The organism is Cupriavidus basilensis, assembly GCF_000832305.1.
Lineage (GTDB): Bacteria > Pseudomonadota > Gammaproteobacteria > Burkholderiales > Burkholderiaceae > Cupriavidus > Cupriavidus basilensis_F.
Map to the genome: position 1 here is coordinate 1,828,468 of NZ_CP010537.1, position 22,562 is coordinate 1,851,029.

16 protein-coding genes are annotated in these 22,562 nt (G+C 65.3%); 12 read left to right on the forward strand and 4 right to left on the reverse strand.

Annotated elements, in window-relative coordinates; genetic code table 11:
* Positions 1-66: 66 nt before the first annotated feature.
* The 3 genes from RR42_RS28860 (at position 67) to RR42_RS28870 (ending at position 3,436) form a co-directional block, all read left to right on the forward strand.
* Positions 67-1,002 carry a sugar kinase gene (locus tag RR42_RS28860; protein WP_043355018.1) on the forward strand — a complete coding sequence of 312 codons (936 nt, stop codon included), beginning with the start codon at positions 67-69 and terminating at the stop codon, positions 1,000-1,002.
* Positions 1,003-1,059: 57 nt separating this feature from the next.
* Complete coding sequence (gene eda, locus RR42_RS28865) at positions 1,060-1,704, forward strand: bifunctional 4-hydroxy-2-oxoglutarate aldolase/2-dehydro-3-deoxy-phosphogluconate aldolase (protein WP_043355019.1); 645 nt, start codon at positions 1,060-1,062, stop codon at positions 1,702-1,704.
* Positions 1,705-1,786: 82 nt separating this feature from the next.
* Complete coding sequence (locus RR42_RS28870) at positions 1,787-3,436, forward strand: phospholipase D family protein (protein ID WP_236702222.1); 1,650 nt, start codon at positions 1,787-1,789, stop codon at positions 3,434-3,436.
* Between the two features lie 46 nt (positions 3,437-3,482).
* Here the strand turns inward: RR42_RS28870 and RR42_RS28875 are convergent, their stop codons facing one another.
* From RR42_RS28875 to RR42_RS28885, 3 genes are all read right to left on the reverse strand, one after another.
* Entirely contained in the window at positions 3,483-3,614 is a 132-nt protein-coding gene (locus RR42_RS28875; RefSeq protein WP_006163387.1) for an entericidin A/B family lipoprotein, read from the reverse strand.
* Positions 3,615-3,745: 131 nt separating this feature from the next.
* Complete coding sequence (locus tag RR42_RS28880) at positions 3,746-5,080, reverse strand: GGDEF domain-containing protein (protein WP_043355023.1); 1,335 nt, start codon at positions 5,078-5,080, stop codon at positions 3,746-3,748.
* A gap of 257 nt (positions 5,081-5,337) precedes the next feature.
* Positions 5,338-6,651, reverse strand: a complete 1,314-nt coding sequence (locus tag RR42_RS28885) for a hemolysin family protein (protein ID WP_043358150.1) — start codon at positions 6,649-6,651, stop codon at positions 5,338-5,340.
* A 389-nt stretch (positions 6,652-7,040) separates the two neighbouring features.
* Between RR42_RS28885 and RR42_RS28890 the strand changes: the two genes are divergently transcribed.
* The 9 genes from RR42_RS28890 (at position 7,041) to mdoH (ending at position 21,547) form a co-directional block, all read left to right on the forward strand.
* Positions 7,041-9,185 carry a hydantoinase/oxoprolinase family protein gene (locus RR42_RS28890; protein ID WP_043355025.1) on the forward strand — a complete coding sequence of 715 codons (2,145 nt, stop codon included), beginning with the start codon at positions 7,041-7,043 and terminating at the stop codon, positions 9,183-9,185.
* An 11-nt stretch (positions 9,186-9,196) separates the two neighbouring features.
* Positions 9,197-11,521, forward strand: coding sequence for a hydantoinase B/oxoprolinase family protein (locus RR42_RS28895; RefSeq protein WP_043355027.1), 2,325 nt, complete (start codon positions 9,197-9,199; stop codon positions 11,519-11,521).
* Between the two features lie 57 nt (positions 11,522-11,578).
* On the forward strand, positions 11,579-12,085 hold the full coding sequence (locus RR42_RS28900) for an acetone carboxylase subunit gamma (protein WP_043355029.1): 507 nt from the start codon (positions 11,579-11,581) through the stop codon (positions 12,083-12,085).
* A gap of 353 nt (positions 12,086-12,438) precedes the next feature.
* A complete protein-coding gene (locus tag RR42_RS28905) occupies positions 12,439-14,460 on the forward strand; it encodes a sigma-54-dependent Fis family transcriptional regulator (protein ID WP_043355030.1) in 2,022 nt (673 codons plus the stop codon).
* A gap of 132 nt (positions 14,461-14,592) precedes the next feature.
* Entirely contained in the window at positions 14,593-15,447 is an 855-nt protein-coding gene (locus tag RR42_RS28910) for a helix-turn-helix domain-containing protein (protein ID WP_043355032.1), read from the forward strand.
* Between the two features lie 204 nt (positions 15,448-15,651).
* Positions 15,652-16,203, forward strand: a complete 552-nt coding sequence (locus tag RR42_RS28915) for a surface-adhesin E family protein (protein WP_043355034.1) — start codon at positions 15,652-15,654, stop codon at positions 16,201-16,203.
* 173 nt (positions 16,204-16,376) lie between these two features.
* Positions 16,377-16,577 carry a hypothetical protein gene (locus RR42_RS28920; protein ID WP_043355036.1) on the forward strand — a complete coding sequence of 67 codons (201 nt, stop codon included), beginning with the start codon at positions 16,377-16,379 and terminating at the stop codon, positions 16,575-16,577.
* Positions 16,578-17,438: 861 nt separating this feature from the next.
* Positions 17,439-19,022, forward strand: a complete 1,584-nt coding sequence (locus RR42_RS28925) for a glucan biosynthesis protein G (RefSeq protein WP_043355038.1) — start codon at positions 17,439-17,441, stop codon at positions 19,020-19,022.
* Positions 18,995-21,547, forward strand: a complete 2,553-nt coding sequence (gene mdoH, locus RR42_RS28930; protein WP_043355039.1) for a glucans biosynthesis glucosyltransferase MdoH — start codon at positions 18,995-18,997, stop codon at positions 21,545-21,547. The genes RR42_RS28925 and mdoH overlap by 28 nt, the downstream gene beginning before the upstream one ends.
* Positions 21,548-21,608: 61 nt before the next feature.
* Here mdoH and RR42_RS28935 read toward each other — a convergent pair whose 3' ends face one another.
* The gene (locus RR42_RS28935; RefSeq protein ID WP_043355041.1) at positions 21,609-22,190 is read right to left on the reverse strand and encodes a hypothetical protein; all 582 of its coding nucleotides are present in this window, start codon (positions 22,188-22,190) and stop codon (positions 21,609-21,611) included.
* Positions 22,191-22,562: the final 372 nt, after the last annotated feature.

Here is a 22,562-nt window from a genome sequence, read left to right on the forward strand (position 1 = left end):
AGAACCGCGATAGCAGCAACGACAGCAACGACAGCAACGACAGCTATAACAGGGGACGCTTGCACCATGAGCATCGACATTCTCGCCTTCGGCGAAGCGCTGGTTGAGTTCAACCAGCAGCCCGACGATCCCTCCCGCTACCTGCAGGGCTTTGGCGGCGACACTTCCAATTTCTGTATCGCCGCGGCGCGCCAGGGCGCCCGCGCCGGCTATATCAGCGCGGTGGGCGAGGACACCTTCGGCGAGCGGCTGCTGGCGCTGTGGACGCAGGAGCGGGTGGATACCCGCCACGTGCGCATCGACGCGGGCGCGCCCACCGGTGTGTACTTCGTCACCCACGACGCGCACGGGCACCGTTTCGACTACCTGCGCAGCGGCTCGGCGGCCAGCCACTACAGCCACGAGAACCTGCCGCACCACGCCATTGCCGAAGCGCGCTACCTGCATGTGTCCGGCATCAGCCTGGCCATCAGCACCAGCGCGTGCGATGCCGGCCTGGCGGCAATGGAACATGCGCGCAAGGCCGGATGCCAGGTCACGCTCGACACCAACCTGCGCCTGCGCCTGTGGACCCTGGCGCGCGCGCGCGGCATCATGCGCGAGGCCTTTGCGCTGACCGATGTGTGCCTGCCGAGCTGGGACGACATCACCGTGCTGACGGGCCTCGATGACCGCGACGCCATCGTCGACTACCTGCTGGGCTGCGGCATCGGGCTGGTCGCGCTGAAGCTGGGTGAGGAGGGCGCGTACGTGGCCACGCCCGAGGCGCGCACGCTGGTGCCGCCGTACACGGTGCGCCCGGTGGATGCTACCGGGGCCGGCGATTGCTTCGGTGGCAGCTTTGTCGCGCGCCTTGCCGCGGGCGACGATCCGTTCGACGCCGCGCGCTACGCCAATGTGGCGGCCGCGCTGTCCACCACCGGTTACGGCGCAGTGGCGCCGATCCCGTCCATCGAAACCGTGCTGGCGCGAATGGCGCAGTCGGTTTCCGTGATCGCCTGATTCTCAAGCCCTCAAGCCCCAAGCCCAATCGTCCGACCTCACAGAAGATCCACTGCCATGCAAAGCCAATCTCCCTCGCTGATCGAACGCCTCGTTAACGTGCCGGTGATCCCGGTGCTCGAATTCTCCTCCGTGGACGAAGCCCTGCATGTGTCCGAAGCCTTGATCGGCGGCGGCCTGCCGGTGCTGGAGATCACGCTGCGCACGCCGGTGGCGCTGGACGCCATCAAGGCGGTGGCGGCAGCTTTCCCGCAAGCCTGCGTAGGCGCGGGCACGGTGTTGACGGCGGCCGACCTGAAGGCTGTGAGCGACGCCGGCGCGCAATTCGCGGTTTCCCCCGGGCTCACGCCCGCGCTGGCCGTGGCCGCGCAGGGTGCGGGCGTGGCGCTGTTGCCCGGCGTAGCCACCGCCAGCGAGGCGATGGCCGCGATGGAAGCCGGTTTCAAGTTCCTGAAGTTCTTTCCTGCGGAAGCGTCGGGCGGCGTGCCGATGCTCAAGTCGCTTTACGGGCCGTTCGCGCAACTGCGCTTCTGCCCGACGGGCGGCATCGACCTTGCCCGCGCGCCAACCTATCTCGCGCTGCCCAATGTGGTTTGCGTTGGCGGATCCTGGGTGGTGCCCAAGGATGCGGTGGCAAAGGGCGACTGGGCGCGGGTGCGCACACTGGCGCAGGAGGCTGCTGCGCTGCGCAAGTCCGCCTGAAGCCCCTGGCGTCGGACAAAGGCGGATAGCGGGCCGCCGCGCCAGGTTATAAGCTTGGCATATCCCGACTGCTGGAGGCAGCATGGCTGTGCAACTGGCGGGTCCGGCCCCCGGTGGCATGGCAGCTTCCCGGCGCCGCGGCGCAATGCTGGCCCAGCGGATTGGCCGCGTGTTGCTTTGCGCGTGTGTCCTGTTTGCCGGGGGGTGCGCGAGCCTGCCCAAGGAAGCGCCGCGCGAGCAGAGCGTAGCGCTGGCAGATCCGGCGACCACCGCCCTCGGGCGGCTGGTTGCGCAGAGCTCGCCCGATCCGGCGCTGTCCGGCTTTCATGTGATCGCTTCTGGCGAAGACGCCTACGGCGCGCTGATTTCGCTGGCCGACCATGCCACACGCACCCTGGATCTCCAGTACTACGTCATCGAGGCCGACGAATCGTCCCGCGAGATCCTGCGGCACGTGCGCGCGGCGGCCGGGCGGGGCGTGCGCGTGCGCGTGCTGGTGGACGACCTGCATAGCGACGGCAAGGATCGCGCCTTCCTGCGCTTCGCGGGCCATCCCAATATCGAAGTACGCATGTTCAACCCGTTTCCTGCGGGGCGATTCTCCAAGCTGACGCGGATGCTCTCGTCCGCCACCGATGTCCGCCGGCTCAACCGCCGCATGCACAACAAGGCCTTTATCGCCGACAACGCGCTGGCCATGACGGGGGGGCGCAATATCGGCAACGCCTATTTCCTGCGCGCTCCCGACACAAATTTCGTCGACCTTGACGTGATCGCTGCCGGCCCCGCGGTACGCCGGCTGTCTGCCGCATTCGACCGATACTGGAACAACCCGCTGGCCGTGCCGGTAGAAGTCCTGGCAACCCCGGCGGATGCGGCCTCCGGCGCTAGCGCGGCGCGGCCCGGGCAGGCTGCCGTTGACACGCAGACGGATAGCAAGCGCAGCGACGCAGTGGGCATGACGCCTGCCGGCAAGATCGATGCACGGGCGAGCTTCCTGGGCCGCCAGCTCACGGCCGGCGGCAAGCTGGCTCTCGAATGGGCTTCGGCAAGCGTGATGGTCGACGCGCCGAGCAAAGCCGCGCCGGACCAGGCGCCGGCCACCGGCGAGACCATGAGCGAGGAGTTGGGCCGCATGTTGAGCGGGGCGAGCCAGGAGGTCATCCTGATCTCCCCCTATTTCATCCCGGGCGACCGCGGCGTCGCGTGGATGGCAGATCTGGTCAGGCGGGGTGTCAAGGTGCGGGTATTGACCAACTCACTGGCCGCCACCGATGCGCCCATCGTCCATGTGGGCTACCGGCGCTATCGGCCCGACCTGCTGCGCGCGGGGGTGGAACTGCATGAGCTCAAGTCGCGCCCCGGCCGGCCGCGGCAAATCGTCGGGGATTACACGTCTTCGCAGGCTAGCCTGCATGTGAAGGCAGCCGTCGCCGACCGGACCAACCTGTTCGTGGGATCGATGAACTTCGATCCACGCTCGGCCAGCCAGAACACGGAGACGGGTCTGATCATCCATAGCGCCAAGCTGGCGCAGCAAGTCGCGCAATTGTTCGCCGGGGCGATCGATGACAACAGCTACCTGCTGCGCTTGTCCGATCAGGGCGCGGTGCAGTGGGTGGATGGCAAGGGGGATAAGGCGGTGGTGTCCGATACCGAGCCGGATACAAGCTGGCAGACGCGCTTGTGGATCGACGTACTCGCGCTGTTCACGCCTGAGCAGTTGTTGTGACGGCCGCGGAGCGCCATGCCTGGCGCTCCGGTGCCGTCAGCGCATCTTACTTGCTGCGATCGGCTGCGCCTTCAAGCTTTTGGCCACCCTTCTGTATATCCTGGCCCAGGCCGGCCATGGTGTTGCAGCCAGCCAGCAGGGTGGCAAACAGAACGCAGAAGATCCATCCTTTTTTCACGCCAGACTCCTTTCGGTCATTGAATTCGCCGTAATTTTACCGTTGTCGCGGTGCTCTATTGAAGCACGATGCGTGCCCTTTTGTAACCGATCGTGCCAGGACTGTAGCGCGGCGCGGGCATACGCTGCGCCCTAGGTCGGCAATTCACGCGCGCGTGCGCAGATTGCAGCATGTGTCTGCGCCAGCCAGTGAGCCGGGAAGGGCTGTGCCAGCAGGTATCCCTGTATGGCGCAACAGCCCCAACGTCGCACTTCGGCCAATTGGTGCCGTGTTTCGATGCCTTTGGCACAGACTGGCAGGCCAAGGCGCAGCGCCTGCTCGCAGGCGGCTTGCAGCCGGGCGGCGGTGCCTGCCTGCCCTGGCTGCTCGCTGCTGCCGATGCAGCGCGCGTCGAACGTCAGTAAATCGGGTTGCAGGCGCTCCAGCGTTGACGTGCCGCCTGGCGCGTCGGCAAAGTCGCTCAAGGCAAACCGCAGGCCCGCGCCGCGCAACGTGGCGAGCTTGGCCGCGGCAGCGTGGTCGTCGGCCAGCAATGCCTCGCCGGGAATCTCGAGGCAGATCCTTGCCGGGTCGAGCTTGCGCGCCGCCAGGGCGCGCGGCAAGGTGTCGATCAGCGCGGTGCCGTGCAACTGGGCGCTGGAAACCAGCAACGACAGTTCCACCGGATCGGCGACGCCCGGGCAATCCAGCAGGGGCAAGGCGTTTTCAATCAGCCAGCGTGCCACCTCGCCCATCATGCCAAGAGACTCCAGCGCGGGCAGGAAGTCTTGCGGCGCGACACGCCCCAACTCAGGGCTCTGCCAGCGCAGACGGGCCGTGTAGCCAGTCACGCAACCCGTGGCCAGCGATGCCCTTGCCTGCAGGTTCAGCGCGATCTGCCCGCGCGCCAAGGCAAAAGGCAGGGCGGCCAGGAGCGGCGTGGAAAGTGATGCAGGGGTGGCAATGCCGCCGGCGACGCCGTCGCCGCCGCGTTTGCGTACGCGCAGCATCGCGTCATAGGCCTCATGGAGGCTGCGCTCCGCTGGCTTGTCGGGTTCGTCCAGCGCCACGCCAATGCTGCTGGACAGGAACAGCTCGAACCCGTCGTGCACGAACGGCCGCGCCAGGCCGGCGGCCACGGCGCGCGCCAGGCGCATCGCCGCTTCCAAGGGATCGGCCGCTGGCAGTAGCTGCGGGGACAGCGGCACAACCGCGCCGATATCAGCCTGGCCCAGCCAGTTCACTTCGGCCGTCTGGGCCAGCGCGGCTACGCGCGCCGCCGCTTGCGCGCGTAGCCGCGTCGATAGCGCTGCACCAAGTGTTTCGCTAGCGTAGGTAAAGCGATCGAGATGGATCACCAGCACCGCGAAGCGCGGTTGCGTGGCCAGCGGCATCTGCCGCCGTGCCATCAAGGCAGCCACGAAGTCGCATTTTTCATGAGGGTCCACCTCCGGCGAGCGGACGGCATCGTCTGCGTCTGGATGCATTGGGGGTCCCTGTGGGCAGCATGATTTCGCCGCACGGTGGCATGAGCGCGGCCTGCCAGAGCTCTGGCCGCGGCAACCGCCGCGCCATCGGCGCGCCGGCTCGGGGATCTGGCCCTCAAGCCGGCGTCAGGGATGGCACGGCATAGTGACGATCATACGGTAGAGCAGGCGCCGCTCGAAGCGTGGCGGGCACAGGGATAGTGCGGATTCGCCGGGGCTTGACGAAGCCCAGGTTTCGGCGGCAGGCGGGTATGAGGTCAGCCGGTGGTCTCGGCATCGGCGCCGTCGTCGGGCAGCACGCGCGACGCCAGTACCTTGTCGATGCGCTTGCCGTCCATGTCCACGATCTCGAACTTCCAGTCGCCCCAGCGCACGGTGTCGGTGGTCTGCGGAAGGCGGCCCAACAACAGCAGCAACATGCCGGACAGCGTGTGGTAACGCTCCTTGTCCTCTTCCGGCACCTGGCGCAGGCCAATGCGGTCTTTCAGTTCGGGGATGGGAATGAGGCCATCGAGCAGCCAGGAACCGTCCTCGCGTTGCACGGCCCATTCCTCGCCTACGCCATCCTGCTTGAATTCGCCGGTGATGGCCTCGATCAGGTCCTGCAGCGTCACCAGGCCTAGCACCTCGCCGTATTCGTCGATGACAAAGGCGATCTGGCCGCCGGAAATGCGGAAATTCTCCAGCAGTTCCATGCCGGTCACGCTCTCCGGCACGAACACCGGAGGCTGCGCCACGGTGGCGAGGTCGGTCGGCTCGCCGCGCAGGCGGCGCGCCAGCAACTGGCGGGCGCTCACCACGCCCAGCATGTCGTGCATGCCGCCGCGCACCACCGGGAAGCGCGAGTGATCGGACTCCTCGATGCGGCGCAGGTTTTCTTCCAGCGGGACTTCCACGTCCAGGCAGACCACATCGCCGCGCGGCACCATCAGCGAGGTGAGTTGTCGGTCATCCAGGCGGAACACATTACGCACCATGGTGTGCTCGTGCTGCTCGATGACGCCGGCTTCCGAGCCCTCCACCAGGAGGGCATGGATCTCTTCTTCGGTCACCGCTGGGCCGCGGCCGCTTTTCACGCCAAGCATGCGCAGCACCAGCCGGGTTGAGCTCGATAGCAGCTTGACGAACGGGGTGGAGGCCAGCGCCAGGAAGGAAATCGGGCGCGAGACCAGGCGCGCGATGGTTTCGGGGGCCATCTGGCCAAGGCGCTTGGGTACCAGCTCACCCAGCACAATGGAGAAATAGGTCAGGCCGGCCACCACAATGGTGGTCGCCACCCAGCCGGCGGTCGAGGCCTGCATGCCAAAGCCCTGCAGCCAGACGCCTAGCGGCTGCGCCAGGGTGGATTCGCCAACGACGCCGTTCAGCACGCCAATGGAGGTGATGCCGATCTGGACGGTAGACAGAAATCGGGTGGGATCCTCGCCCAGCTTGATCGCTTCGATCGCGCCACGGTCGCCTTCTTCGATGCGCCGCTGCAGGCGGGCCTTGCGGGCTGTCATCAAGGCGATTTCGGACATTGCGAACAGGCCGTTGATCAGGATCAGCACCAGCAATATGGCAATTTCCATCAGGGTGCGCGCCCTGTGCGCGCAGGAGTTATCGAGGCCCAAAGCATAACATTGCTGTGTGTCAGGGCCGCTGCGGGCTTGCCTGGATTGCCGTGCCCATTCCCCCTTGCGGCACTTTGTGCTGACCGGGCCGTCACCTGGGCACAGCATGAAAACCGAACGGTGCCCCCGTTTGAAAACACGGCGTTCGAGACGGTACAAGTCGCTTCCCGCTCCGGCCTTTGCGCGAGGCTGTTCGCTATCTCATTGATATAAAACAAAAAATACTTTTCTCCAACAGTTGGCACAGGCGTTGCGTTACTGACACCGGACCACCGTGCGATGCGGTGAGTTTGGCAACGGCGCTGCCTGGCAGCCGCCGTGAACGCTGACAAAGCAAGGAGACAAGTATGGAAGTGCAATCACAAGTCCAGGTGATGGGCATCGACGCCGGCGGCACGATGACCGACACCTTCTTTGTGCGCGGCGACGGGCGATTCGTCGTCGGCAAGGCGCAAAGCAACCCGGAAGACGAATCCCTGGCCATCTTCAACTCCTCGGAGGACGCGCTTGCGCACTGGCAGCGCGGGGTCGATGACGTATACCCCGAACTGCTGACCTGCGTGTACTCGGGCACCGCGATGCTCAACCGCGTCGTGCAGCGCAAGGGGCTGGACGTGGGCCTGATGGTCAACAAAGGCTTCGAGCACGTCCATTCGATGGGCAGGGCCATCCAGAGCTACCTGGGCTACGCGCTGGAGGAGCGCATCCATCTCAATACGCACCGCTACGACGAACCGCTGGTGCCCCTGTCGCGTACCCGCGGCGTGACCGAACGCACCGACGTGCAGGGAGAAATCGTGATCCCGCTGCGCGAAAATGAAGTGCGTCAGGCGACACGCGAATTGGTGGCGGCCGGGTCCAAGGCTGTGGTGATCTGCTTCCTGCAATCGCACAAGAACGGCACCAGCGAGCAGCAGGCGCGAGACATCACGCGTGACGAGCTCAAAAAGCTCGGCGCCGAGATCCCGGTGTTCGCCTCGGTGGACTATTACCCGCAGCGCAAGGAAAGCCACCGGATGAACACCACGGTGCTGGAGGCATACGCGGCCGAGCCCTCGCGGCAGACGCTGAAAAAGGTCAGCGACCGCTTCAGGAAGCACGGTGCCAGGTTCGACCTGCGGGTGATGGCCACCCACGGCGGCACCATCAGTTGGAAGGCCAAGGAACTGGCGCGCACCATCGTCTCCGGACCGATCGGCGGCGTGATCGGCTCCAAGCTGCTGGGCGAGACGCTGGGCTACGACAATATCGCCTGTTCCGACATCGGCGGCACCTCGTTCGACATGGCGCTCATCACCAAGGGCAACTTCGCCATCGCCGCCGATCCCGACATGGCGCGTCTGGTACTGTCCCTGCCGCTGGTGACGATGGACTCGGTGGGCGCTGGCGCCGGCAGCTTCGTGCGGCTTGATCCCTATAGCGGCGCCATCAAGCTCGGCCCGGACAGCGCGGGCTATCGGGTCGGTACGTGCTGGCCGGAAAGCGGGCTGGACACGGTGTCGGTCTCGGATTGCCATGTGGTGTTGGGCTACCTCAATCCTGACAACTTCCTTGGCGGCGCGATCCGGCTGGATGTGGAGCGGGCGCGCCAGCATATCAAGGCGCAGATCGCCGATCCGCTGGGTTTGTCGGTAGAGGATGCCGCGGCCGGCGTGATCGAACTGCTCGACCTGCAATTGCGCGAGTACTTGCGTTCCAACGTGAGCGCCAAGGGCTATAACCCGACCGAGTTCGTCTGCTTCTCCTACGGCGGTGCCGGGCCTGTCCATACCTATGGCTACACCGAAGGGCTGGGCTTCAAGGATGTGATCGTGCCGGCTTGGGCGGCGGGCTTCTCGGCGTTTGGCTGTGCTTGCGCGGACTTCGAGTACCGCTATGACAAGAGCGTCGACCTGGCGCTGCCGCAGGACGCTGCGCAGGAGGACAAGGCCGGGGCGGCCCAGACCATCCAGCGGGCGTGGTCGGACCTGGCCGCCAAGGTGATCGAGGAGTTCAAGATCAACGGCTTCAAGGCCGAAGACGTGATCCTGCGGCCCGGCTACCGCATGCAATACATGGGCCAGCTTAACGACCTGGAAATCAGCTCCCCGATCGTCAATGCCGCCGTGGCGGGCGATTGGGACCAGATCGTCGATGCCTTCGAGGAAACCTACGGCCGCGTGTACGCCAGTTCGGCGCGTTCGCCAGAGCTGGGTTTCTCCGTCACTGGCGCCATCATGCGCGGCATGGTGATTACCCAGAAGCCGGTGCTGCCGGAAGACCCGGAAGGCGGGCCGAAGCCCCCCGCGCAAGCACGGCTGGGAACGCGTCCGCTGTATCGCCAGAAGCGGTGGCACGACGCGGTGCTGTGGAAGATGGAAGCGCTGCTGCCTGGCAACACCATCACCGGGCCGGCCATCATCGAGTCGGATGCCACCACCTTCGTCGTGCCCGAGGGCTTTGCCACCACGCTCGACAAGCATCACCTCTTCCACCTTAAAGAAGTGAAGTAAGGAGACACGCCATGAACATGATGTCCAGCAAGGAAGTCGGACTCGCCGACCTGCTCAAGACCGGCGAGACACTCAAGCAGTTCCGCGACGCCATCCTCGAACGCACCGCCGAGACAGGCCATTACAACGGGCTCACGCGCCTTGCATTTCGCGAGCGGGACCCGATCCGCTATGAAAAGCTCTTCTCCAAGCTGCGCGGCGGCCTGGTGCACGCGCGTGAAACCGCCAAGAAAATCGCCGCCAGCCCGATCGTCGAACAGGAGGGCGAACTGTGCTTCACGCTCTACAACGCCGCCGGCGATTGCGTGCTGACCTCGACCGGGATCATCATCCACGTCGGCACGATGGGAGCCGCGATCAAGTACATGATCGAGAACGACTGGGAGACCAATCCCGGCATCCACCCCGGCGACATGTTCACCAACAATGATTGCGCGATCGGCAACGTCCATCCCTGCGATATCGCCACCATCGTGCCGATTTTCGCGCATGGCAAGCTGGTGGGCTGGGTGGGCGGCGTGACCCACGTGATCGACACCGGCGCGGTGACGCCCGGATCGATGTCCACCGGGCAGGTGCAGCGCTTTGGCGACGGCTACATGATCACCTGTCGCAAGACCGGGGTGAACGACACCCCGCTGCGCGACTGGCTGCATGAAAGCCAGCGTTCGGTACGCACGCCGAAGTACTGGATTCTCGACGAGCGAACCCGCATCGCAGGCTGCCACATGATCCGCGACCTGATCGAGGAAGTGATCGAGGACGAAGGACTGCAAGCCTACGAAGAGTTCTCCTACGAGGTGATCGAGGAAGGGCGCCGCGGCCTGCAGACGCGCATCAAGGCGATGACGCTGCCGGGCAAGTACCGCAAGGTGGCGTTTGTCGACGTGCCGTACAACCACCCGGATGTGCAGACCTCGTCGGCCTTCGCCAAGCTCGATTCGATCATGCATTCGCCGGTGGAAATGGAAATCCGCAAGGATGGTTCGTGGCGCCTGGATTTCGAGGGCGCGAGCCGCTGGGGCTGGCATTCCTACAACGCGCACCACGTGGCCTTTACCAGCGGTATCTGGGTGATGATGACGCAAACGCTGGTGCCCACGCAACGCATTAACGATGGCGCCTACTTCGGCACGGAATTCCATCTGCCCAAGGGCACCTGGATGAATCCGGACGATCGCCGCACTGGCCATGCCTATGCCTGGCACTTCCTGGTCTCGGGCTGGAGCGCGATGTGGCGCGGCTTGTCGCAGGCCTATTTCAGCCGCGGCTACCTGGAAGAGGTCAATGCCGGCAACGCCAACACCTCCAACTGGCTGCAGGGCGGCGGCATCAACCAGGAGGGCGAGATCCACGCGGTCAACAGCTTCGAGGCTTCGTCGTGCGGCACCGGCGCCAGCGCCATCAAGGACGGTCTCAACCATGCCGCGGCGATCTGGAACCCGGAAGGCGATATGGGCGATATCGAGATATGGGAAATGGCCGAGCCCCTGCTTTACCTGGGGCGCAACGCCAAGGCCAATTCCGGCGGCTATGGCAAATACCGGGGCGGCTGCGGCTTCGAGACGCTGCGCATGGTGTGGAAAGCGCAGGACTGGACCATGTTCTTCATGGGCAACGGCTACATGAACAGCGACTGGGGCCTGATGGGCGGCTATCCGGCCGCCACCGGCTACCGCTTCGAAGCCCACAAGACCGGCCTGAAGGAGCGCATCGCCGCCGGCGACAGCCTGCCCCTTGGTGGCGATGCCAATCCGGACCTGCCGGACTACGAGAACCACCTCAACGCCGGCGCGGTCGTCAAGCGCGACCAGCAGTGCATGACGACCGAGGACTGCTACGACAACTACGACCTGTACCTGAACTACCTGCGTGGCGGCCCGGGCTTTGGCGACCCGCTCGACCGCGAGGTCGAGGCCATCGAGCGGGACCTGAACAACGCCTTGCTGCTGCCGGAATATGCGCAGAAGGTATATGGCGCGGTCGCAACCAAGGACGGCAATGGGATATGGAAGGTGGATGCCAAGCAGACCGCGTTGCTGCGTATCGAGATCCGCAACCAGCGCCTGGCTCGCTCGCAGCCTGTCCAGGAATGGATGAAGGGCGAGCGCGAGCGGATTCTGGTCAAGCATGCCTCGATCCAGGTGCGGCACATGTTTGCCACCAGCTTTGGCCTGTCGAGCAAGTTCGAGCAGCAGTTTCGCACGTTCTGGGGCCTGCCGGACTCGTGGACCTTGACCGAGGACGAGCTGGACGTGCCGACCTATGGCTCGAAGTACCGCATGGACCTGTCCAAGATGCCCGACGTCAACACCGTGGTGCTGGTCGAAGAGTGAGGCCCGGCCGGCACCAACCAATGCACACATTAGTCAATACGCCAGAGAGGATTCAAGATGTCCACTTACACCAGTGAACAGGTCAAGAACCTGGTCGACGGCAAGCTCGACTGGGACACCACCCTGCGCATGCTATCGATGCCCAAGGATGCCGCGCGCTTTCAGCTATACGTGCAAGCGCTGCAGAAAAAGCTCGATTGGGCCGATCGCATCGTGCTGCCGCTTAGCCCGCACATGTTTATCGTGCAGCAGTCCAAGACCAAAAAGTGGGTCACGCAATGCGATTGCGGCCATGTCTTCTGCGACTACCGGGAGAACTGGAAGCTCCATGCCAACGTCTACGTGCGCGACACGGATGAAGCCATGGCCGAGGTCTATCCGCACCTGATGGCGCCGGACACGCAATGGCAGGTGTACCGCGAATACTACTGCCCCAAGTGCGGAACCATGCACGACGTGGAAGCCCCCACGCCGTGGTATCCGGTGATCCACGACTTCGAGCCGGATATCGAAGCGTTCTATACGGACTGGGTGAAGCTGCCTCTGCCGGAACGCGCGGACTGATACCGGTCTCGACATCGAGGTAATCGTTTCTGCACTTCCGGGCCAGGGGATGGATCATGCATCCCTCTTGGCGGTGGCCTTTCGGCCGTTCGATTTTCGGACGGCCGTTTCGTTTTCGGCCGGTCGGTGACGGGCGCTCGGGCGCCCGCGCGGCCGGGCGGGCCGTACGGCGGGCACATGGCGCGTGGCCTGGAACTTGCGGGTAGGCAAGCCCCGGCTGGCATTGGCGGCACCGTCGGGAGTAGGATGCAAAGAGCGGGCGCCAGTCCCGCGAAGCACGCAAGACAAGAGATCGAGCCGGATAACCGGCCATCCGAGCCCGCATCGGGCGGGCCCCCGCAAGGAGACACGGAATGCAAGAAGCCGGTACACCGATGGACTGGTTTTCCCATCCCGACCATGACGCCAGCATCATGTCCGCCTGGGAGCACCTGATCGATGGCGGTGAGGCGAGCGCTGGCGAACTGCGCTGCGTGGTCGACGATTCCTGGCGCCGGTGCCTGGTGGGCCAGGTTGATCCTGGCGCCGGGGCCGCGCCACCGCCGCTGGACGAAGCCGGCCTGAGAGTCCGGCGGGAGAAGAATGATCGCCTGGTCAGCGCCAGCCTGCCACTGATACAGCAGACCCGCGAGTTTCTTTCGCAGACGGGCACCATCATGCTGCTGGCCGATCCTGACGGGATGATCCTCCAGCAGGAGGGCGATATGCATATCGTCGAGCCCGCCGGTGAAGTCGGCCTGATTCCGGGCTGCGACTGGACGGAGCTTAACTGCGGGACCAATGCCATCGGTACCGCGCTGGCCTTGCAACAACCCGTGCAGATCCATGGTGCCGAGCATTTTTGCGCCGGTATCAAGCGCTGGACCTGCTCAGCCACCGTCATCCGTGATCCGCTGGACGGCGGCGTGCTGGGTGTGATCGACGTGTCAGGTTTGGCGCAGACCTATAGCAGGCATAGCCTGGCGCTGACCGTATCGCTGGCGGGCCGGATCGAGAGCCGGCTGGCCAAGCTGGCCATGGAGCGCCGCCTGCGGCTGCTGGATCGCTGCATGAGCCATTTTGCGTCGGTGCGCAGCGACGGGGTGCTCGTCCTTGACGAAGGCGGGCGCCTGGTCAAGGCCAATCCGCAGGCGCCTTCAGCGCTGGCGCGGCTGGGCGTGAGCACAATTTTGAACAGCGCGTTTTCCATTCCCGGCCTGGACGCCCGTGTGGCGCGCGCCGGATCCGCGCCGCTCCCCGAATGGCTTCGGCTGACCCGCTTCGAAGCGATCCGCGATAGCGGCGACATGCTGGGATTCGTGGTTGTGATCCCTGCCGCGCCGCATCGTCCTGCATCGGGTGCTGCCGGCGCGCCTGCCGCGCGGCTGGGTGCGGCGCCGGCGTTTTCCAGCATCGTTGGCAACGGCGTGGCCTTGCGCTCGGCTGTGGAGAAGGCGCAGCACCTGGCGCCGTCCAAGGTGCCGGTGCTGCTGCTGGGCGAAACCGGCGTCGGCAAGGAATTGTTCGCGCAGGGAATTCACCAGGCCAGCGCCTGCGCGGACGGCCCGTTCGTGGCGCTCAACTGCGGGGGGCTGTCACGGGACCTGCTTGCGAGCGAGCTCTTTGGCTATGCCGAGGGGGCGTTCACCGGCGCGCGCCGATCGGGCGCGGCCGGCAAGATCGAGGCCGCTAACCGGGGGACGCTGTTTCTCGACGAGATTGGCGAAATGCCGCTCGACATACAGCCCCACCTGCTGCGTGTGCTGGAAGAGGGAGAGATCTACCGGCTGGGCGAGAACACGCCGCGCAAGGTCAGTTTTCGCCTGGTCGCCGCCACCCACCGGAACCTGCGTGACGACGTGGCCGCGGGGAAATTCCGCATGGACCTGTTCTACCGCATCGCCGTGACCAATATCGCGATACCTCCCTTGCGCGAGCGCAAGGACGACATCCCGGCCCTGGTCACGCACTGGCTGGGCCGGCTATGCGAGCGCTATGGGGTGCCGGTGGCCTCGTTCGACGATGAGGCTTACCGATGCCTGCTTGCCTACGACTGGCCGGGCAATGTCCGCGAGTTGCGCAATGCGCTCGAGGGCTCCTTGCTGATGGCCGAAGGCGGCGTGATCACCCTGGACAAGCTGCCGCTCGAAATCAGCGCGGTGGGCATGCCGGGCGGGGCGGGCCGGGCGAAGGACATCGCCGGCAGTGTGCCCGAGCCGGTTTGCTCACTGGAGATGGCCGAATCGGATTCCATCCGCAAAGCCCTGGCATACAGCGGCGGCAACCTGACCAGGACAGCTTCGCGGCTCGGCATCGCGAAGAGCACCCTGTACCAGAAGATCCGGAAATACGGGTTGGGTGCTGCGCTGAGCGAAACACGCGGGCGGGTAACCTAGGGTAGGGCGGCGGGACCGCCGTCGACGACCGTATTTCAGCAAGGGCTGGTGTCGCGTTGCGGCATTGGGGGCGGTGCCAGCATGACTTCGCAGGTAATCGCCAGACGGCCTTCGCCATGCTGTAATGCCGTCATGGATACCCTGACCCCCAGTTCCGAAACCGCTCTCGATTTCCCCGGCCTGCTGCGTTACTGGCGCGGCAGGCGCGGCTATAGCCAGCTTGCGCTGTCGCTGGCCGCCGGGGTGTCGCAGCGGCATATCAGTTTCCTTGAATCCGGCCGCGCCCGGCCCAGCCGCGAGATGGTGCTGTCGCTGGCGGACCGCCTTGGCGTGCCGCTGCGCCAGCGCAACCGCCTGCTCCTTGCTGGTGGCTTTGCGCCGGCTTACACCGAGCACGGCCTGGGCGCACCCGCGCTGCAGATGGTGCAGCAGGCCGTGGCGTTGATCCTGTCCAAGCAAGAGCCTTATCCCGCCGTGGTGCTGGACCGGTTCTGGAACATGCTCGACGCCAATCAGGCATACCGCAACATGATTGGCGTGCTGCTGGGTGGGCGCGCACCGTCCAGGCTGGAGGAGGGCGGCGGGCGCATCAACCTGATGCTGACCGTCTTCGATCCGCACGGATTGTGGCCGGTCATCGACAACGCGCGCCAGGTCGGGCGCCACCTGCTGCGGCGTGTGTGGCAGGAGTTGCAGACGCAAGCGCAGGACCAGACCGCGCGGGAGATCTTCAGCCGCATCGCGCACTGGCATCCCGATATGGTCGGGCCGGCCGGCGCTGCGCTGTTCGACGACGACGCTGCCGAGCGCACGCCGGCTCCAATGCTGCCTGTGACGCTGGCCGCCGATGGTTTTCGCGCCTCGCTGTTCTCGACGCTGACCACGCTGGGCATTCCACAGGACGTCACGCTGCAGGAAATGCGCATTGAATGTTTTTTTCCGGCCGATGAGGCTTCGCGCCATGCACTCGAGGCGCTGTCGCGGTAGCCGGCGGCCTTGACCGGGACGCGGGTTTGTTCGCGGGCCCGGATTTCACCTTGCCGGAACACCGCGATCAGCCTTCCATTTTTCATCCTTACCTGGCAGCCCGGCACGGCCGGCAGGACTGGCGCCAGCGCACGCGCTGAGCAGATTGCGCAGCATGGTGTGCGACAATGCGTGTTGTCTTTTGGTCTACACGAGGGTCCGTCCATGTCCTTGCGCGCCTTTTTCCACGCTGCCGCCGTGCTGGTTGGCAGCAGCGTCTGTCTTGCCGCGTATGCCGAGCCTGTTGCCACGGTTCGCCCCGCCGCCACGGCGGGTTCATTTGAATGCCAGGCTCCCAGCGGGGGTGTTGCCTTCCGTTCCACGCCGCGCGAAGGCTGCACCGTGCCGGCCGCGCCCGATTCTTCGGTGCCTGACCCGCAGCGCTGGCTGCCCCTGACGGGCGCCAACGGGGTGATCTCTTACTTCGACAAGACTTCGGTGCGCCGCCGTGGTCCCGAGGTGGGTGTCGCCGTCATGCGCAACGCGCCGGCCGGGGTGATCCGCACCACCAGCGGCGAGCCGATCCGTTCCTCGCTCAAGCGCATGGTGTTCAATTGCGCCACGTCCATGTATGCGGTGGTGGAGCAGACGCTCTACGCCAAGCGTTACGCGCGCGGCGAGTCGCTTTACACCATCAACGCCCCTCACACGGGAATGCCGCAGCCTGCCAGCGCAGGCACTGTTCCCGGCGAACTGCTCAGCCGCGTGTGTCCTTGATGCCTGTGCCGGCGCGGGCGGCCAGGCTGGATGCTGCGTTGCAGTGTCGATAGGCGAACTGACAGGTCAACCCATTCGTTCCGTGCCTCGTTCTGGTAGTCACGAAGCGCAGGTGCCTAGCGCCACCAAGGGCCGCAGGCAGGCTTCTCGTTACGGCTGACCAGGAGGCTGAAATGAAGAAGTGGATCGTGATGTTGACGCTGGCCATGTTTGGTGCGGGTGCTTATGCCCAGGCGTCAGCGCCAGCCGCGCCCGCGGCCGGCGACAAGCCAGCGGCGTCAAGCTCCGGCAAGACGACGAAGAAGCCGGCAAAGAAGAAGAAAAAGAACCATGCGCCTTCCGATGCCGACAAGATGATGAATAAAGGCGCCTGAGCGCAGCTAGTGAAAGGCGACGGGCAGCAGCGCGCCGGTGCGTGCGCTTGCTGCCGAGCTAGTTCGCCACGCCGCCTGTGAGCCCTGCGTCGCGCGTGAAGCGCGCGGCGCCGCGCTCCCGGGTACCGATGTCCAGCGGCGCCATGCGCCATCCGGGGGGACTGGCATCGAGGCGGAACCCGATCGAGAGGCTACGGCCTCTCTTTTTTTTGGGCGCGGCGGACCCCATCCGCATGATTCCAGTGCAGTGCACGATTTTGCAGGTGCGCTATGCGCCGTTCCAGTGCTGCGCAGGTGCTCGCCACGCACGTTGACGGCGTGCGATCCGTATTCTAGCGTTGCAGATTCGGGGGCTGCCGCTATGCAGGAAGCATGGCGCAGCGGTCTGAGGGCAGGGGGGGGCGATGTTCGCGTTCCGCCTTGTTCGTGCGTGGTGGCGCCGTAGGGGAAATCGCTGAAGAAATGGCTGTGCCCCGAACGTGCCCTGCGAGGCACCAAGCGATGATTCGACGGTATGCCCAATGTGATGCCTGGGCTTGTGCGGCGCGCGGAAAGCGGCGTCCGGATGGCTGGGGTTTCAAATTGTTGCAAACGTTGCGTGATCGAAACGTGACTTCTTAGTCTCGAGTTGTTAAGGTCTTATTGCGCATTGCAGCAAGTCGGATACGTCCCGATACATCCAGACACCAAGTCAGCACCCAGTCAAAAACGATGCGCAGCGAGATCCCCTACCGATTCCCCCGGATTCGCGCTGGCCGGCATCCTGCCGTTGCTTCCGTCATCCCGCTCGCATGGTGGCCCGCCTTTTGCTGCGGTGCTTGATCGATCCCAACCGTCCAACTACGCCTGTCACTGGCATTCATGTCCGAAAACGTTACCTTGCCGACCGTCGAATCCATCCAGCGCCGTGCATTGGCGCCTGCGAACACAGGCGCGCTTCGCCTCGGCAGGTGGTTGTGCGGCGGCATGCTGGCGCTGTGTGCCGTGGCGGCGCACGCATTCGATTTCGACACCGTGGCGGCGCGCGCGCGCCAGTTGGCCGCAAGTCCCTACAAGGCACCCGCGCAGAATCTGCCACGCGAATTGCGCGAGCTGCCGTACGAGCGCTACCGCGAGATCGAATACAAGCCTGAGCGTTATCAGTGGCGCAATGCCAAGCTGCCGTTCGAGCTCTCCTTCTTTCATGAAGGCATGGTGTTCGACCAGCCGGTGCGCATCAATGAAGTGGTGAGCGGGAGCGTCCGCGAGATCCGCTTCGATCCGTCCGCGTTCAACTACGGGCCGCACAAGATCGATGCCAGCAAGCTCAAGACGCTCGGCTTCGCAGGCTTGCGCGTGCTCTATCCGCTTAACAGCACCAAGGGCAAGGACGAAGTCGTTTCCTTCCTGGGCGCCAGCTATTTCCGCGCGTTGGGCAAGGACCAGTGGTATGGCTTGTCGGCGCGGGGCCTGGCCGTGGATACCGGGCTTAATTCCGGCGAAGAGTTCCCGCGCTTCGTGGAGTACTGGATCGAGCGGCCATCGCCGGCGGACAAGCAACTGACCATCTATGCGCTGATGGACTCGCGCCGCGTGAGCGGGGCGTACCGGATCGTGATCCGGCCAGGCACGGAGACGGTCATGGAGGTGAAGTCGCGCTTGTTCATGCGGGAGAACGTCACCAAGCTTGGCCTGGCACCGCTGACCAGCATGTATCTCTTTGGTGAGAACCAACCTTCGTCGGTGCCGGACTATCGGCCCGAGGTGCATGACTCCGACGGCCTCTCGGTGCAGCTCGGCACGGGCGAGTGGCTGTGGCGCCCGCTGAGCAATCCCAAGCGCCTGCTGGTGACCTCGTTTGCCGCGACCAATCCGCAAGGTTTTGGCCTGATGCAGCGGGATCGTAATTTCAGCAGTTACCAGGAGATTGGCGCTTGGTATGAGCGTCGGCCGAGCGCCTGGGTGGAGCCCAAGGGAAACTGGGGCTCGGGCCGGGTCGAGCTGGTGCAGATCCCGACCCCGGACGAGACCAACGACAACATCGTGGCGTACTGGGTGCCTGACACCCCGCCCAAGCCCAAGCAACCTTTTGATTTCGAATATCGCCTGCTGTGGCAGAAGGACGGCGAGAAACAGCCGCCGCTGTCGTGGGTGACACAAACGCGGCGTGGCCAGGGCCTCAGCCGCAAGCAGGACGACACCAGTTTTTCGCTGGTGGTGGACTTTGAAGGCCCGGCCTTCAGGAAACTGGCCGCCGATACCCGGATCGATCCGGTGATCTCGGCCGACAGCAACGGGGAGCTGCTGAACACTTCGACGCAACGCAACGCGGCCACCGGCGGCTGGCGCATGACCATGGTCGTGCGCCGCAAGGACGAGAACAAACCGGTCGAATTGCGCGGCTATCTTCGCAACGGCAATACAACCCTATCCGAGACGTGGAGCTACATCTTACCCCCAGGCTGAAGCGGCGCGCCGCGCCGGCGGCGGCATGCGAGCGCTATCTCGATCGCGTTCCTGTCTCGCCCGACCAGCGACGCGAGCTGCTTGACAACGTCGCTGGCAGCGACGCCGCCGACACGGAGTCGGCTATCCATCTGCTGCAGCGCACACTCGCGGCCAAAGACGGCGAGCCATCCCCGGCGGGGCCGTCCTACGGCTCGGTGGGGCGCCGCCTCAATCTTGCCTATGGCGCGCCGCAGGCGTCGGGTGAGCCGCTGGTGCAGCGTCGTGCGGACGGCACCGTGCATATCGACACCGGCCCCGAGCCCAAACGCGCGTCCATGGTGCCGCGGGCGTGGCCTCCGCACATCGTCACCGGCTTCCTGCGCAACCTGGGCAGGCGCATGCTGGGCCGCCCGCCAATGCCGGAAACCTGGGACACGCTGCATGACGGTCCCGATGCCGAGGGCAAATGGCACCCGGCAGGCAAGCATCGCCGATGGGTGCTGCTTGGCCTGGTAGCCGGGCAGACCGTGCTGGCGACTTACTTCATGACCAAGGTGCTGCCTTATCACGGCACCGATCCGCTCGAGATCGCCGTGCTGGCGCTCTTCGCCATCCTGTTCTCGTGGGTGTCGGCCGGGTTCTGGACTGCCATGATGGGTTTCCTGGTGCTGGCCAAAGGCGGCGACCGCCATCTGATCTCGCGCTCGGCCGCGGTGGATGGGCCCATTGCCGAGGAGGCGCGCACGGCGGTCATCATGCCGATCTGCAACGAGGACGTGACCCGGGTATTTGCCGGGCTGCGCGCGACCTATGAGTCGATGGAACGCACCGGCGAGCTGGCGCGCTTCGATTTCTTCGTGCTGTCCGACAGCGGCAACCCGGACCTGCGTACCGCCGAGACCGATGCGTGGATGGAAACCTGCCGCGCGGTCAACGGCTTTGGCCGAATCTTCTACCGCTGGCGCCGCCATCGCGTCAAGCGCAAGACCGGCAACGTGGCGGACTTCTGCCGCCGCTGGGGCAGCGCCTATCGCTACATGGTGGTACTGGACGCAGATAGCGTGATGAGCGGCGAATGCCTGACCACGCTGGTCAAGCTGATGGAAGGCAATCCGGGGGCTGGCATCATCCAGACCGCGCCGCTGGCCGTGGGCCGCGAGACCATGTATGCGCGCATGCAGCAGTTTTCCACGCGCGTGTACGGGCCGCTGTTTACCGCTGGCCTGCATTACTGGCAGCTCGGCGAATCGCACTACTGGGGCCACAACGCCATCATCCGCATCCAGCCGTTCATGGAGCATTGCGCGCTGGCGCCGTTGCCCGGCAAGGGTCCGCTGGCAGGGGAAATCCTCTCGCACGATTTCGTCGAGGCCGCCTTGATGCGCAGGGCCGGGTGGGGCGTGTGGATTGCCTATGACCTGGAGGGGTCCTATGAAGAACTCCCGCCGAACCTGCTCGATGAGGTCAAGCGCGATCGCCGCTGGTGTCAGGGCAACCTGATGAACTTCCGCCTGTGGATGAAGCAGGGCTTCCACGCCGTGCACCGCGCGGTGTTCCTCACCGGTGTGATGGCTTATCTGTCGGCGCCGCTGTGGTTCCTGTTCCTGGTGTTGTCCACCATCATGCTGGCCAAGCACGCGCTGGTGCCGCCGGCGTACTTCACGCAGCCCTACCAGCTGTTCCCGACCTGGCCGGAGTGGCATCCCGAGAAGGCGCTGGCGCTGTTCTCGGCGACCGCCACATTGTTGTTCCTGCCCAAGATCGCCAGCGTGGTGCTGCTGATGAAGGACTCGCGCAACTATGGCGGGCCGTTGCGCCTGGTGCTGTCGATGCTGATCGAAGTCGTGATGTCGGCCTTGCTGGCCCCGGTCCGGATGCTGTTTCACACCAAGTTCGTGGTGGCGGCCTATAGCGGCTGGGGCATTACCTGGAAGTCGCCGCCGCGTGAAGATGCGCAGACCACCTGGGGCGAGGCGTTCCGCCGCCACGGCATGCACACCTTGCTGGGCCTGGCCTGGGGCGGGCTGGTGCTGTGGCTGGACCCGAATTTTGTCTGGTGGCTGCTGCCGATCGTGGGCTCGCTGGCATGCTCGATTCCGCTTTCGGTCTGGCTGTCGCGGGTCTCGCTGGGCCGCGCGCTGCGCGGGGCCAGGTTGTTCGTGACGCCGGAGGAGGCCACGCCCCCGCGCGAGATGGTGGCCATGCAGAAGCACGTGGAGGCAGCGGGGGAGCCGCCGGCATTCATCGATGCCGTGGCCGACCCGGTGACCAATGCGCTGATGTGCGCGACCGCCTCGTCGCGCGTGGTGCAGCCACAGGCTACGCAAGCGGAGCACGCCGCGCTGGTGCAACAGGCCCTCACCGCCGGCCCGGACGCACTGTCGGCGGCCCAGAAGCATCTGTTGCTGGGCGATCCCTTCGCACTCGCCCGGTTGCATGGACTGGTATGGGGTTCCCCGCTGGCGCATGCGCGATGGAAGGAAACCCGTGTGCTGCCCCGGCGCGCGGCCAACGTGGTGCCGTTGCGTCCAAGGCTCGCCTGAGTCATGCCCGGGAGCTGGCGCGCCTGCTCCCGGCAGGAATGCCAGATGAGGCTGGAAGGACTTAGCGCAATGCCGAGGCGCAGATGGGCGCGTTGATGTAGACGTCGCCAACGCGACGCTCGCCGCGCTCGTTGCGGGTCATGTAGCGGAACATCATGCTGATGCCCAGCTTGGTCAGGATTTCAACGTCCCGGTTCGCGCAGATATTGCGCTGCAGCGGCGCGGCGTAGCTGAGCTCGAAGCTGGCGAGGTCCAGCATGGGGCCTCGGTACTTGGTCAGCTCCAGCTGGAACAGGATATGTTTGCCAGGGACCGACTGGCAGCGGCGCAAGCGCGTCTCGCCATCGATCTCGATGGGCAGGGCATCGTTGAGCTGGCGGCAAGCGCGCGACAATATGTTGTCGGGGCGGGCAGTATTGCGCAGCAATTCAGGCACGCCTGCCGCGCCGGTATTCTGGCCCGTGGCAGCGCCCTTGAGCATTTGCGCCAGGGCATCGGCCTCGTCCACCACCACGGGGGCCGGCGCGGAGGCGGCGGCCCTGGCTGGGACCGGTGCCGCATGCGCACGCTGCGCGCACGGCAAGCTAGCCGCGCCGGCGGCCAGGGCAAGAAAGACAGAAAGCAGTTTGTATCTTGTTCTCATGCAGGAAAACGTTGCCGGGAGCCGCACCATCGGGTGGGTTCCCGCGGTGCGTCGGGCTGCGTGATCGTCCGCCCCAGGCGGCCGACAGGCTGGCATTGTACCCTTGGCGTCGCTACCGTTGAAAGCCACGCACTCCTCCACTCCGCGGCGAAGCGAGGCGCGAAATCGCCGCAATGCCGCAATGCCGCGGCCCCGTCGGGCCTGTCATCACAGTTGCGCGCGCCCGGTCGGACGTGCGCCTGCATCATCGCCGCGCGGCATGCCGGGTGCGCGGCTTGTTACGCTATGCAACAATTACGTCTTTAGCCGCTCCCGTGCCGCTACGCCGTTAGCCAGTTTGACGCATTGGGCGCCGGTGGCCATCCCGGCCGC

Bases quoted from the DNA above. Each gene is read 5' to 3' on its own strand.
- RR42_RS28905 (WP_043355030.1), top strand. From the start codon at position 12,439: ATGCAAGAAGCCGGTACACCGATGGACTGGTTTTCCCATCCCGACCAT.
- RR42_RS28900 (WP_043355029.1), top strand. From the start codon at position 11,579: ATGTCCACTTACACCAGTGAACAGGTCAAGAACCTGGTCGACGGCAAG.
- eda (WP_043355019.1), top strand. From the start codon at position 1,060: ATGCAAAGCCAATCTCCCTCGCTGATCGAACGCCTCGTTAACGTGCCG.
- RR42_RS28915 (WP_043355034.1), top strand. From the start codon at position 15,652: ATGTCCTTGCGCGCCTTTTTCCACGCTGCCGCCGTGCTGGTTGGCAGC.
- RR42_RS28925 (WP_043355038.1), top strand. From the start codon at position 17,439: ATGTCCGAAAACGTTACCTTGCCGACCGTCGAATCCATCCAGCGCCGT.
- RR42_RS28870 (WP_236702222.1), top strand. From the start codon at position 1,787: ATGGCTGTGCAACTGGCGGGTCCGGCCCCCGGTGGCATGGCAGCTTCC.
- RR42_RS28920 (WP_043355036.1), top strand. From the start codon at position 16,377: ATGAAGAAGTGGATCGTGATGTTGACGCTGGCCATGTTTGGTGCGGGT.
- RR42_RS28885 (WP_043358150.1), bottom strand. From the start codon at position 6,651: ATGGAAATTGCCATATTGCTGGTGCTGATCCTGATCAACGGCCTGTTC.
- RR42_RS28910 (WP_043355032.1), top strand. From the start codon at position 14,593: ATGGATACCCTGACCCCCAGTTCCGAAACCGCTCTCGATTTCCCCGGC.
- RR42_RS28890 (WP_043355025.1), top strand. From the start codon at position 7,041: ATGGAAGTGCAATCACAAGTCCAGGTGATGGGCATCGACGCCGGCGGC.
- RR42_RS28895 (WP_043355027.1), top strand. From the start codon at position 9,197: ATGAACATGATGTCCAGCAAGGAAGTCGGACTCGCCGACCTGCTCAAG.
- RR42_RS28880 (WP_043355023.1), bottom strand. From the start codon at position 5,080: ATGCATCCAGACGCAGACGATGCCGTCCGCTCGCCGGAGGTGGACCCT.
- RR42_RS28935 (WP_043355041.1), bottom strand. From the start codon at position 22,190: ATGAGAACAAGATACAAACTGCTTTCTGTCTTTCTTGCCCTGGCCGCC.
- RR42_RS28860 (WP_043355018.1), top strand. From the start codon at position 67: ATGAGCATCGACATTCTCGCCTTCGGCGAAGCGCTGGTTGAGTTCAAC.